The 12,382-nt window shown below is 69.2% G+C and carries 10 protein-coding genes, 1 tRNA gene and 3 pseudogenes; 8 read left to right on the plus strand and 6 right to left on the minus strand.

Annotation, left to right across the window (positions count from 1 at the left end):
• Window positions 1-48 precede the first annotated feature (48 nt).
• From ACFZDJ_RS43330 to ACFZDJ_RS43350, 5 genes and pseudogenes are all read left to right on the plus strand, one after another.
• A complete protein-coding gene (locus tag ACFZDJ_RS43330) occupies window positions 49-321 on the plus strand; it encodes a hypothetical protein (RefSeq protein WP_390928764.1) in 273 nt (90 codons plus the stop codon).
• A gap of 402 nt (window positions 322-723) precedes the next feature.
• Window positions 724-1,491: an NPP1 family protein gene (locus ACFZDJ_RS43335; RefSeq protein WP_054232780.1), complete on the plus strand. Its 768-nt coding sequence runs from the start codon at window positions 724-726 to the stop codon at window positions 1,489-1,491.
• Between the two features lie 195 nt (window positions 1,492-1,686).
• Entirely contained in the window at window positions 1,687-3,144 is a 1,458-nt protein-coding gene (locus ACFZDJ_RS43340) for a hypothetical protein (protein WP_391067814.1), read from the plus strand.
• Window positions 3,145-3,280: 136 nt separating this feature from the next.
• Window positions 3,281-3,354, plus strand: a tRNA-Pro gene (locus ACFZDJ_RS43345).
• 188 nt (window positions 3,355-3,542) lie between these two features.
• Window positions 3,543-4,031, plus strand: a pseudogene (locus tag ACFZDJ_RS43350) (NAD(P)/FAD-dependent oxidoreductase); the annotation flags it as partial.
• A 124-nt stretch (window positions 4,032-4,155) separates the two neighbouring features.
• On the opposite strand, the gene ACFZDJ_RS43355 reads toward ACFZDJ_RS43350, so the two are convergent.
• On the minus strand, window positions 4,156-5,052 hold the full coding sequence (locus ACFZDJ_RS43355) for an RNA polymerase sigma-70 factor (protein ID WP_384913086.1): 897 nt from the start codon (window positions 5,050-5,052) through the stop codon (window positions 4,156-4,158).
• 289 nt (window positions 5,053-5,341) lie between these two features.
• Entirely contained in the window at window positions 5,342-5,905 is a 564-nt protein-coding gene (locus ACFZDJ_RS43360; protein WP_391067583.1) for a hypothetical protein, read from the minus strand.
• Between the two features lie 346 nt (window positions 5,906-6,251).
• Here ACFZDJ_RS43360 and ACFZDJ_RS43365 point away from each other — a divergent pair, with 346 nt between their 5' ends.
• Both ACFZDJ_RS43365 and ACFZDJ_RS43370 read left to right on the plus strand, forming a co-directional pair.
• On the plus strand, window positions 6,252-6,623 hold the full coding sequence (locus tag ACFZDJ_RS43365; protein ID WP_390937027.1) for a cupin domain-containing protein: 372 nt from the start codon (window positions 6,252-6,254) through the stop codon (window positions 6,621-6,623).
• A 96-nt stretch (window positions 6,624-6,719) separates the two neighbouring features.
• Window positions 6,720-7,244 carry a DUF5134 domain-containing protein gene (locus tag ACFZDJ_RS43370; protein WP_391067817.1) on the plus strand — a complete coding sequence of 175 codons (525 nt, stop codon included), beginning with the start codon at window positions 6,720-6,722 and terminating at the stop codon, window positions 7,242-7,244.
• Between the two features lie 216 nt (window positions 7,245-7,460).
• Here the strand turns inward: ACFZDJ_RS43370 and ACFZDJ_RS43375 are convergent, their stop codons facing one another.
• From ACFZDJ_RS43375 to ACFZDJ_RS43385, 3 genes and pseudogenes are all read right to left on the minus strand, one after another.
• On the minus strand, window positions 7,461-7,934 hold the full coding sequence (locus ACFZDJ_RS43375) for a carboxymuconolactone decarboxylase family protein (protein ID WP_385370240.1): 474 nt from the start codon (window positions 7,932-7,934) through the stop codon (window positions 7,461-7,463).
• Between the two features lie 230 nt (window positions 7,935-8,164).
• Window positions 8,165-8,622 (minus strand): annotated as a pseudogene (locus tag ACFZDJ_RS43380) (hypothetical protein).
• Between the two features lie 571 nt (window positions 8,623-9,193).
• A pseudogene (locus ACFZDJ_RS43385) lies at window positions 9,194-9,334 on the minus strand (SDR family NAD(P)-dependent oxidoreductase); the annotation flags it as partial.
• A gap of 693 nt (window positions 9,335-10,027) precedes the next feature.
• Between ACFZDJ_RS43385 and ACFZDJ_RS43390 the strand changes: the two are divergent.
• Window positions 10,028-10,528, plus strand: coding sequence for an SRPBCC family protein (locus tag ACFZDJ_RS43390; RefSeq protein WP_390936772.1), 501 nt, complete (start codon window positions 10,028-10,030; stop codon window positions 10,526-10,528).
• Window positions 10,529-10,605: 77 nt separating this feature from the next.
• Here the strand turns inward: ACFZDJ_RS43390 and ACFZDJ_RS43395 are convergent, their stop codons facing one another.
• Entirely contained in the window at window positions 10,606-12,255 is a 1,650-nt protein-coding gene (locus ACFZDJ_RS43395; protein WP_391067586.1) for an FAD-dependent monooxygenase, read from the minus strand.
• Between the last annotated feature and the right edge of the window lie 127 nt (window positions 12,256-12,382).

A 12,382-nucleotide genomic window follows, 5' to 3' on the forward strand; every position in this document is an offset into this window, starting at 1 on the left:
TCGATCGTGCGTCTTGTCGCGCCGATCGGTGACCGGTACAACGGGAGCGTGACCGACACATTCGAGCCACCCCCGGAGTCGGGGTCCGCAATCGCTACGTCGGAGGGGCGGCGGTGGACCAAGGAGTCGGCCGGGGGCTTCTTCGCGGCCATCGCCGCCTTCGTGGTCGTGCAGGCACTGGTCTTCGAACCCGTCAGCCGGTTGCTCCCCGACTACGCGCACCGTGTGACCGCCCTGGCGGGGATCCTGGCCGCGACGCTCGCCTACCCACTCGCCACCCGGTGGCTCAAGCGCCTGCCCTCGTCGGCTCCGCCGAAGTGAAGTCCGGGGCGTAGCCGTACCCTCGGGGCGCCATCGAGGAAGACCCCCTGGGCGGGGTCGTTCACCGGTCCCAGGTCCCGTGCGGCATTCGCCGTGCGGTCGCCGCGCTGCCGTCGGGTGGCCTCGTCGAACTAGCCGGACTGGCTGTACTGGCCGCACTCGCGACACCGCTTCCTCGTGCGCGCCCCTGCGCCGTGCGTCCTGTGCCCCGCGCCGCGGCGGCGGGGTGGGGCGGGGCGCCTTCGCCAACTCCGCCTCCTTATCAGTTGGTTGGCCTTTCATCACTCAGACACCCCCTGACGCTTGCGTTGTCGACGAGAGGGGGAAGGGTGATCTGGGCATGCCAATCCGACCGGGGTGTGCCCGACCCACCCCCACATCGCGGTCGATCAGGAGGACGCAGTGAAGAGAAGCTCGCGCATCCGCAAGGTCTCGCTCATCCTCGGCAGTGCGGTCGCCCTGGTCGTCGCCTTCCCCGGCAGTGCCCTAGCCGCCCCGCCCCAGGCCCTGCCCGCCAACGCGGACGGACTGGAGCAGACGTTCCAGCCGGCCTTCGACTACGACACGGACGGCTGCTACCCCACCCCCGCCATCGGTCCCGACGGGACGATCAACCCCGGCCTCAATCCGTCCGGCGCCCTCAACGGCCAGTGCCACGACGCCTCGGACCTCGACAACACCAACGGCTACTCGCGCGAGAAGTGCAACAACGGCTGGTGCGCCATCATGTACGGCCTCTACTTCGAGAAGGACCAGGCCGTGCTCGGCAGCGGCCTCGGCGGACACCGCAACGACTGGGAACACGTCGTGGTGTGGGTGCAGAACAACGAGGCCCAGTACGTCTCCACCTCCGCCCACGGCAACTTCAACATCTACGGCCGTGACCAGATCCGTTGGGACGGGACCCACCCCAAGGTCGTCTATCACAAGGACGGTCTGAGCACCCACTGCTTCCGCCCCGCGAACTCGAACGACGAACCGCCGGAGAACCACTACCACGCCTGGCAGTTCCCCGACCTGGTCGGCTGGAACGGCTACCCCGCCGGTCTGCGCGACAAGCTGAGCGCCTACAACTTCGGCAGTGCCGTCTTCGGCCTCAAGGACGGCAACTTCAACTACCACCTGGAGAAGGCGAAGCCGGCCGGTATCCCGTTCGACCCCAACGCATGATGCCTCGTCAATTGACGCGATACTCAGGTGAGTTGGTGAGGCCATTGGCCACTCTCGACGCGTGATCGTGACGTACATCACCCTGGAGGGGGTGGAAACGTGAAGCAGGGCTTCACGTCCTCATGGCATGCTCACATCTAGTTACTCGTCGGTAATTCCATGCCACCCCCACCCCCCTCAGGACTGAACTTGCGCATCCGCAAGCGGCCCTTGCGCGCCCTCGTGCCCGCGCTCGCCGCCTCCGCCCTCTTCCTCGCCGCCGGCTGCTCCGCGGACCCCGGCCAGAGCTCCGCCGCCGAACGGACCCCGGACTCCGGCACATCCGCGACCGCGACCGCGAACAGCGACCAACCGCTCGCCGTCGCCGCCCCCGCGACGGCGGCCACCTCGACCGCCGTCGCGCGCCCCGGTACGGCCGGCGGGAAGGCCCGCAAGACCTCACTCAAGGTGAAGTCGTACGACAGTCACACCCGACGAGCCGTCATATCCACGGTCAGCAAGGGCACTTCATCGCCGTCCCCGACCGGGGCCCCGACCCCCGCGGGCACCGCGACGCCGGGCCGCACCGCCGTCGGCGACGTCATCGCCAGTGCCCCCGCGCCCGGTGCCCCGGACGGACTCCTTGCCAAGGTCACCAAGGTGATCGGTGAGACGGCCGACGGCACCGAGGTCCAGACCGCGCCGACGACCCTGGACACGCTGCTCGGCGACGACGACGCGAAGGGCACCGTCCCGGTCGACCCGGCCTCCTTCGACGTCGAGCGGCTGCTGCCCGACGTGAAGGTCTCCTGGGCGAAGACGGGAGACATCCGCTCCGGCCCCGAGGGGACGAAGGTCCCGCTCGGCAGCCTGCGGGTCGATGTCGCGACGAAGGTCGCCACGGCCGAGGGGGCACCGGCCTCGGCGGCCGCATCCGTGTCCGGCTTCGTCCAGGTCAAGCCCGAGGTGGACTTCTCCTACGGAGGCGGCAGCTCCACCGCCTCCAACGGTTCCACCGCCGCCAACGGTTCCGGACCGGGGGCGGCCTACCTCGGCGTCTCCGGCGACTGGACCTCGCAGTGGGCGCTCAAGGGGCGCGCTGCCGCCTCCACCAAGCCGGTCCGGCTGCCGTTCGCGAAGCTGCACGCCGACCCCGTCCTCCAGGTCGGCCCCATCCCCGTCGTCGTGAACCTCGACCTGACCTGCTACTTCGAGATCAGCGGCGACGGCAACGTCACCGTCGACGTCGAACAGGACCTCAAGGGCGACTTCAAGGCGGGCGGCACCTTCGGCACGGCGGCGGGCTGGACACCGGTCAACGAGTCCCACATGGACAGCTCTCCGGTCCGTACGTCCGTCACGACCGCCGGAAGCGTGAAGGCGGCCCTCGGCGCACAGGCCACCGTCGGTCTGTACGGTGCCGTGGGCGTCACCGCCGACCTGGCCCCCTACCTGCGCGGTGAGGCCGCGGGCACGGTCACCGCGACCACCCCGGTCGGCTCCGAGGCCAAGTCCGACGTCGCGGCGAGTGGCTCCTGGGCCCTCTACGGCGGCCTCGACCTGAGCGGCACCCTCCAGATTCAGCTGGCCATCTTCGGCACCCCCGTCATCCAGCACGCCATCCCCCTGGGCACACTGCACCGGGAGTGGAAGCTCGCCGACGGCAAGATATAGGTCCGGCGAACGCGGCTCGCGCCGCGCCGTGACCAGCGCCCCCGCACCCGCCGTACCTTCACGTGTGCGGGGGCGCCCCCTCACGTGCGGTAGGGTTTACCTGCACGATCACGCGGAACACCGCGGGTGAACGCACCGGGACGTGGCGCAGCTTGGTAGCGCACTTGACTGGGGGTCAAGGGGTCGCAGGTTCAAATCCTGTCGTCCCGACGGTGCGAAGGGTCTTCGCAGGCGAGAGCCTGCGGGGGCCCTTTTCGCGTGGAACTTTCCGGCTTCGGGGTTGAGCGGGTCCCTTGCCGGGACGGGCCTCGCTGTCGACAGGCTCCTCTACCCATGCTCTGTCACACGAGCCTGCCCCGCCCTGTCTATGTGGTGTCGACCGACAGGCAGAGGGAATCATGCGTGAGATTGTGATCATCGGTGGCGGCTACGCAGGCTTCTACACGGCATGGGGCCTGGAGAAGAGGTTGCGTGCGGGTGAGGCGCGGGTGACGGTTGTCGATCCCCGTCCCTACATGACCTATCAGCCGTTTCTGCCGGAGGTGACGGCCGGATCGGTCGAAGCGCGTCATGCCGCAGTGTCATTGCGGCGGCATCTGCGCCACACCCGGCTGATCGCGGGGAGTGCGATCGAGATCCGTGACGCAGACCGGAGGGTCGTCGTGCGACCGGTGAACGGAGCCGACCACGAACTGAGTTACGACATCCTCGTGGTCACCGCCGGCGCCGTGACCCGCACCTTCCCCATCCCCGGCCTTGCACAGCAGGCGATCGGCCTGAAGCACGTGGAGGAGGCGGTGGCCATCCGCGATCGCCTCATGACGGCATTCGATCAAGCAGCGTCACTGCAGCCCGGCGCCGAGCGACGGAGGCTGCTCACCGTCACGACCACACGAGATTGACCTGCAGGGCGGGATCCAGTTCGGGGTGGTCGCTGCGGTTGTGACAGCCACGCGTCTCACTTGTGACGACGGCGGGCAGCCCCGGCGCAGCACCGATCGCCGAGTTGCCTCAGCTGTCCAGCGAGGCCACGTAGGGTGCCAGTTTCGCCGGATTCATGACCCACATGATGCGTTCGATGCCTCGCTCCGACACATCGACGCACAGCAGAGCCACGCTGTTTCCATCGGCCGAGACAAGGACGGCCGGCCTGCCGTTGGCCTCCACCCAGCGAACGTCCGCCTGAGGCCAGAAGCGAGGGGCGAAGGCGGCGAGATACCTGGAGACATGAGAGCGTCCGACGACCGGAATCCTGGATGCTCCGCGCATCCCTCCGCCGTCGCTGTAGCTGACCACGTCCTCGGTGAGAACGTCTTCGAGGACCGACAGGTTGCCGGTCTGCGCTGCGGTGAGGAACACCTCCAGCAGTCGCCGGTGAGCGGCAGGACCCACGGGCTCCTTGCGTTCCGCCGACAGACGTTTCCGGGCGCGGCTCACCAACTGGCGTGTATTGGCTTCGCTCGTCTCCAACATGTCCGCGATCCGCTTGTACGGGTAGTCGAAGGCTTCCCGCAGAACGTAGGCAGCCCGTTCCACCGGGTTCAATCTCTCCATGAGGTGAAGAACCGCCAGGTCGAGCGCCTCCGCTCGTTCCGCACCCAACTGTGGATCCACGCGTGTGTCGACCGGCTCCGGCAGCCACGGCCCGATGTACGCCTCACGTCGCTTCGGTGCCGACTGGGCCAGGTTGATCGCCAGACGGGAAGTGACCGTGGCCAGAAACGCGGTCGGCTCCACGATGTCGGCACGGTTGGTGTTCTGCCAGCGCAGCCACGCATCCTGGACGATGTCCTCGGCTTCCACGACACTCCCCAGCACGCGGTAGGCGATGCCGAAGAGGTGGGGACGCGCCGCCATGAATTCCCTCGTTGCCTGGTCGAGAGAGTCTGCGTCATCCCCGGCGCGCATAGGTGTCCTCCAGAAGTGCAGCACCATGCTACAAGCTGCCGGAGCGGTGCGCGCTTCCTCTGGAGGATCTTGAGCGATGCGAGAGCGGCCGCCGACCTCGGGCGATGGTCACTGCTGTCTTGCACCTCGGCGCCCGAGCCGCAGTGCCGGGACAGCGGGATCGCCGCAGTGCCGGGACAGCGGGATCGGCCTGCTCGGGCAGCGTGGCGAAGCCGTACGCCTCCAGTTCCGCGATCATCTTCGTGCGGGAGGCTCGGCGCAGCGGGCGCAGCGGGCCTGGCCGGATCACTCATGGCAGCTTTCCTGTCAGGGCGGGGGAGGGGAGGGTGCCGACTGCGGACACGGGCGTGTCTGCGGTGCCGGCCGGCGAGAGGTGTGCGGGGTAGATGCCGGACATCATGCGGAGGGGCTCACCGCCGGGCGAGCCACTCGGCGAAGGTTCCGTGCCCCAGTGGGCGTTCGCGTCGGGCAGCAGCGTCCGCTCCCCGAGCTCCGCCCCGTAGAAGGGGGCGTGCGCATCGGCGATCACCTCACGCAGGTCCCCCCGCGCAGCCAGCAGCTTCGCGGTCAGCTCGTCGAGGTGGTACTCCTCCGGGCCGGCGACCTTGAGCACGCCGAACAGCGGTACTCCCACGGCGACATGAGCGAGCGCGGTGGCGACGTCGTCCGTCGACACAGGTCGCATCAGCACGGGCGCAACGTGCACGCTCTCGCCGTACGTCGCCGACGGGACCACGTGATGCGCGGTGCCTGCCGACGCGGCGGCCTCCAGAAGGTTGCCGGTCGCGGTGCCGAAGAACTCCAGGCTCGCCGTCCTCCCACGTGAGGGCGCGTCCGTGACGTTCACCACCACGTCGACGCCGCGCAGGGACTCGGCGAGGCCCTCCCCGGTCGTGACAGCGACTCACAACACTTGGGACATCGTTGGGCCGATGTTGTGACGCCGCTCAACGACCTCCGTCCGCCGAGCGGGCCTAATGAGGGTCGGATACGGTCTCTCATGTCACAGATCCACCGTGCGTCCGGTCATCAGTGGGAAACGGCCATGGGACCTGGATGCGCGAACACGCGTCGGGCCGACGGTATGCCGATCCCATGGCGTGATGGACGCATGGAGGTGCAACACAGTGTCGAACCAGGACTCAGTGCACGGGACCGGTCGGCAGACACGCTCGGAGGGGTGGAAGACCGCGGTGACGATGCTGCAGGACGCCGCACCGATCTCCGTCCCGGAGGGTGCCTCGGCGATGACCATTCACGTCGAGTGGGAGCCCGGAGACCCGGGAACTCCGCCGCACCGTCACTCGGGGCCGGCGTTCGGGTACGTCATCGAGGGCGCGGTCCGTTTCGAGCTCGAGGGCGAGCCCGAGCGTGTGGTCGAGGCAGGCGGGACGTTCTGGGAACCGGGTGGTGACGCGATCCATTACCAGGACGGCAACGCGCTGGCCGATGCGCGGACCCGGTTCGTCGTGACCATGATGTGCGCGCCGGGCAAGCCCATGCTCGAACTGGTCGATGAGGAGGAACTGGAGAAGCGGGCCCATCTGCGGGCCCCGCGCCCCACCGACTGACCTCCCGCCTGCTCGCACAGGACGGTTTGGAACGGAGCCCGTGGGCTCTGTGGGAGGGCGCGATCCGGCATGAGCGCCACTGATGTCGTGTGCTGCATGCTGACAGCGCTGTTCGCGGCCGGGGCCGTCCACGCGCTGAGGTGTGGCCTCCTTTCGCGGAGTTCCGGATGGCGCAGCCGAGGCGACCACCTTCTGCACACCGTCATGGCTTTGGCCATGGCGGTGATGCCGTGGAACGGGGGCGGCATGCTGCCCCAGGTACAGACAACCTTCTTCGCAGCCGCCGCGCTGTGGTTCCCGCTGACCGCCGTCAGCCGTCACCGGCAGTTCGAACTGACTGATGTGGCACGGAGGTTGCCGTACGCGGTCGGCATGGCCGCAATGGCCTGGATGACGAGCCTCGGTCACTCCACAGGGTCGATCGCCCGGGATGTGGTCACCGGAGTACTGGCGCTGTACTTCCTCGCGTGCGCGCTGCGGTCGTTGACCCGGGACATGCCCATGCTGCGCAGAGCTTCGGGCACCGCGGACAGCTCCACCAATAACAGGGCGCCTTACACCCACTTCTGGCACGGATCGATGGCCCTGGGCACGGTCATCATGCTGCTCATGCACCACTGACGGCCGTGTGACCATCTGACATCAACGTGTGCCACGGCCAGGGCGATCGAGGTGGCTCGGCCGATGCCCGATCCCGCCCCTGAGGCGATGACGGCACGGTCCACGAAGCGCTGGGCGGCGAAGTCCTGCACAGGACCCGCCGTCGTGGGCGATGGCGGTCCGTCTCCGTGCCATGGGTCGGGGGCGCGGAGACGGACTGCGCGGGCCGGGCGTCGGTCAGCCGAACTGGCCGGGCTGGTAGTCGCCGGCCGGCTGCTGGACGATGACATTCACCCGGTTGTAGGCGTTGATGACGGCGATGAGTGACACCAGCGCGGCGAGCTGGTCCTCGTCGAAGTGCTTGGCGGCGTTCGCCCAGGCCTCGTCCGTGACCCCGCCGGCCGCGTCCGCGATGCGGGTGCCCTGTTCCGTCAGCTCCAGGGCGGCGCGCTCGGCGTCGGTGAACACCTTGGCCTCCCGCCAGGCCGCGACCAGGTTGAGGCGCTGCGGGGTCTCCCCGGCGTGCGTGGCGTCCTTGGTGTGCATGTCGGTGCAGAAACCGCAGCCGTTGATCTGACTGGCGCGGATCTTCACCAGCTCCTGCGTCGCGGCCGGCAGTGTCGAGTCCGAAACCACCTTGTTGGCGGAGTTGATGTGCTTGAGCACCTTCCCCGCGAGAGGGTGGCCGAAGAAGTTGAGACGCGATTCCACGGTGATCTCCTTGCAGTGTTGTGGATACGCAACTACTGACCGGGGTGACCGAAGACGTGTGACAGCACACCCGTGTGACCTGGGTCTCATCCGTTCGGTTGTGGATACCCTTCGTGCCAGGTGAGGCCCGGGAAACGGGTGTCAGTGGCAGCGCCGCCGCCGTGCAAATGCCGCTCTTGAGGGCGGCAGCACACCATTGTTGTGGCGCGGTGTGCAGGGGCAACGCAACCTCAGTGGCTCCGGTCGTTCCAACTCCCCACGACGGACAGCAGCTGCAGGCGTGCGTGGCTCTCCGAGCCCGGTGCCGCGGTGAACACCAGAGGCCGCTGAGACTGGTCGGGGTCGACGAGCGTCTGGCAGTGCGGCTCCAAGGTGCCCAGCTGCGCTCTCGGGACGGAGCAGCCGGGAGGCGGGGTCGGTGAACAACCGGTAGTGCAGACTGAGGGCCCGTCCGGCGGGAGTGTCCTCAAGCCGGTCGAGGATGCGCATCATTCCCGGGTTGATGTGATCGCCGCGCAGCGCCCTTCGGGGAACGGCGTGGTCGGCCAGTTGGAAGAGATGATCCCGTTCCTCCAGGGACAGACGCAGGAATGTCGCACAGCGCGGCGACTTTCTCTCGACGCAGCCCGCCGGTCCGGCGGCGTCGCCCGCGTGGAGATCTGCCAGTGCCGGGCCGCGTCCGCCTCACTCCGGGCCGACTTGTAGATCGCCAGGTCGATGGGATTGCCGGTGAACTGCCCCAGACCGTCAGGGCCGTAGAGGAGCCCGCCTCCGGCCTGGGGGAGCGGCGGAAGCGCCCCTGCGTCGGCGGAATGTACGAAGACGCCCCAGCGGGCGAGGCGCTTCATGATCGCTTCATGGGGAGCAGGACGGCTGCGGCCGAGGTTGGGCCCGGATGCGTAGAGGTTGGTCAACGTCGTGCCGGGATGAGCGGCGTTGCTGACGATGCCCCACTCGTTGGCCGTGCTGAGACGGTCGAGTTCGAGCGCGGACAACAGATTGGCCGGCTTGGAGAGGTTGTAGGCACGCACCGGTGAGTAGTGTTGCTCGCTCTGCAGGTCGTCCCAGTTGATCCGGCCGCCGCGTGCGGCACTGCTGGTGCTGGTGGTGACGCGGGCCCGGCCGGCTCGCGGCAACGGCATCAGACGCCCGGTGAGAGCCGTATGGCCGAGATGGTTGGTTCCGAACTGCAGCTCGTAGCCGTCCTGTGTGGTGTGCCGGGTGGCCGGTGCCATCACTCCCGCGTCAGCCGCGGCACCTTTGGCCTCGTTGCGCACCGGTACCACGAGTTCGGCGCCTGCCTGGGCGAGCCGTTTGGCCAGCCCGAGCCCGATTCCATCGCTCGCGCCGGTCACCACAGCGAGCCTTCCGTGCAGATCGGGCACGGTCACTTCCTTCATCGCATGCTCCTTGGTGCGGTCTTGTCATTGCCGACTCACAAGGGTCCGCGCATGCGGTGTGCGCGCTGATGAACAGCCGTGCGTCGATGTCCCGGTTGGTGAGTCCCTCGCGCGCGGGGCGTGCCACGTTGGGCTCCTGGTTGGTGAGGTGCGCAGCCGACCCATGCGCGCGCACGCGCAGGGTCTCGTCGCTCGCGCGCCGCTCGCGGGCGGCGCTCTCGGCGAAGCCGTTCGGGCCGCAGCCGGTCAGCACCTCGTGGGCGGCCCGCAGTTGTTCGCGCGCCTCGGCGTGCCCGCGACGGTTGAGCATCTCCCCGTAGAGCAAGCCGCGGCGCCCCACCATGATCGGAATCCGCTCGTGCTCGAAGCGCTCGATCGCCTCCCGGTAGAGGGTCTGGGCCTCGTCGCCTTCGCGTGCCTGCGCCTGTGCCACAGCCGGCACGGTCAGCGCCCAGTTGGTCCCCACCGGCCGTGTGACGCCCGCCAGTTACTCGAACGCCTGATGCATGAGCGGCTGCGGGCGCTGCGCACGGTCAGGCCCACCGCCGGCTCCAAGGCCCGTAGAACCCAACCGGGGGTTCTCCCTCGCTTCCGGGGAGCGGCGCCGGGTGAGGATGTGTGCTTCCGCGCGCCGTGTGACGTGGGTCTTTGCGCTCTCACGCCACCGCAAGGGGCGCCCGCACACTGCTGTTCATGGAACTGCACCGTTATCGGTTCAGAAGCGTGTGGGACTTCGCACGACCGCCGGACGAGGTGTTCGCGGTGCTGCGCGTGGTCGACGACTGGCCTCTGTGGTGGCCCGGAGTGCGGCGGGCGCGCCGTATCGATGAGCAGTCGGGGGCGTTCCTGTTGCGCTCGCTGCTGCCGTTCGACCTCCACCTCACCATCACCGGCGCGTTCGAGGACACGGAGTCGAGGGTGCTGCGCGGAGTCGTCGGCGGGGACCTGGAGGGTGTGTCGGGGTGGAGCGTGCGCCCGCACGGGACCGGCAGCCGGGCGGTCCTCGAACAGGACATGGTGGCGCGCAAGGCACTCATCCGCCGACTGGAGGTGCCGTTTCGCCCGCTGTTCCGCGCCAACCACTATCTCCTCACGTACCGGGGGCACCGTGGTCTGAAGGCATGGCTGGACGGCGGTCAGGAGGCTCGGCGCGCACGCCAGGAGGACCGGCGGCCGGGTACCCCTTCCGAGTGAGACCCTCGGCTCACCCGGAACGGGTACCGGCGCGCTCTGCCGACGCGGACGTCGGGATCACGGTGTGACCGGAGCCGTCAGCCCCGGTCCAGGATCGCCGCGAGGGCCTCCCGCAGTGCCGTTTCCGGGTTCGCCGACGGGCCCTCGGAGCGCCAGGCGACGAATCCGTCGGGGCGGACCAGCACCGCCCCGTCCTCGGTGACGCCGTGCACCTCCGCCCAGTCCGTGTCGCTCGCGGGGGAGAGCTCCGCGTCGGGGCCGCTGCCGATCCGGTACGCGTCGACCGGGACGGACAGTCGCCGGGCGACGTCCTTCGCCGCGCTGTGCCACTTGTCCGACGAGGTCAGGAGCACCATGGACCGCTCGTACAGGTCGAGGGTGGAGACCCGGGTGCCGGCGCGGTGCAGCCACATGTGCGGTGCCCGGCTGCCGGGCTCGCCGGTCAGGCGCAGGCCGTCGGGGACGATCGGCGCCGACTGGTCGGCGCCCAGGACCGCGCCACGCGGATAGCGGTAGGCCAGCGCCACGTTGAGGATGCCGCCCTTCTTGCCGCCGGGGCCGGAGGCTCCCGGGGCGGGGATGTACCCGGGGTGGCTGTGCTCGACCGAACGCGACGAGGCCCGGGCGCTGGTGGCCTCCGCGACCGGGCGGCGCTCGGCGTCGTAGGACTTCAGCAGTCCGGGACCGGCCCAGCCGCCCAGCACGGCGGCCAGTTTCCAGGCGAGGTTGTGCGCGTCCTGGATACCGGTGTTGGAGCCGAACGCACCGGTGGGGGACATCTCGTGGGCCGAGTCGCCGGCCAGGAACACCCTGCCGTCCGAGTAGCGTTCGGCGACCCGCTCGGCGGCGTGCCAGGCGGCCCTGCCGGTGATCCGCACATCGAGATCGGCTACGCCCACGGCGCGTCGGATGTGGTCCGCGCACCGCTCGTCGGTGAACTCCTCCAGGGTCTCGCCGTGTTCGGGGTGCCAGGGCGCGTGGAAGACCCAGTGCTCCTCGTTGTCGACCGGCAGGAGCGCCCCGTCGGCCTCCGGGTTGGTCAGGTAGCAGACGATGAAGCGCCGGTCGCCGACGACGTCCGCGAGGCCCCGGGAGGTGAACGTGACGCTCACGTTGTGGAACAGGTCGCCCGGTCCGCTCTGCCCGATGGCGAGCCGCTCGCGGATCGGGCTGCGCGGGCCGTCCGCCGCGACCAGGTAGTCCGCGCGGACGGTGCTGTGCTCGCCCGTCTCCCGGCTCTTGAGCTGCGCGGTGATCCCGTGCGCGTCCTGCGCGAACGACAGCATCTCGGTGGAGAAGCGCAGGTCTCCGCCCAGCTCCCGGGCGCTCTTCAGCAGCACCGGCTCCAGGTCGTTCTGGCTGCACAGGCACCACGCACCGGGGCTGAAGCGGGCGAGCCCGCCGCCCGGGTCGATCTCCTTGAACAGCCACTCACCGGCGTCGCCCACCAGTGTCGGCGTCTGCATGATGCCGTGGTTCTCCGCCAGGACCGAAGCGGCCTCCTCGATGCGCCGCTGCACCCCGGCCACCCGGAACAGCTCCATCGTGCGCACGTTGTTGCCGCGCCCACGCGGATGGATCGAGGTGCCCGAATGGCGTTCGACCAGCAGGTGCGGCACACCGAGCCGGCCCAGGAACAGCGAGGTGGACAGGCCCACCAGGGAGCCGCCGACGATGAGGACCGGCGTGTGCTGACCGACCTCGCCGGCCTCTTCCAATCGGTTCATTGATTGCCTCCAGCGTCACCCGCGAGGTGAGTCAGGGATGGGATGCCGGCCGCTTTGAACGGCCATCAGTTTCCATGCCCTGTGCGGAGAGGATCGCGCGCTCCGGGCACCCGGATGGCACACAGTT

Origin of the sequence: Streptomyces sp. NPDC007896, assembly GCF_042959425.1 — a bacterium.
Classification (GTDB): domain Bacteria; phylum Actinomycetota; class Actinomycetes; order Streptomycetales; family Streptomycetaceae; genus Streptomyces.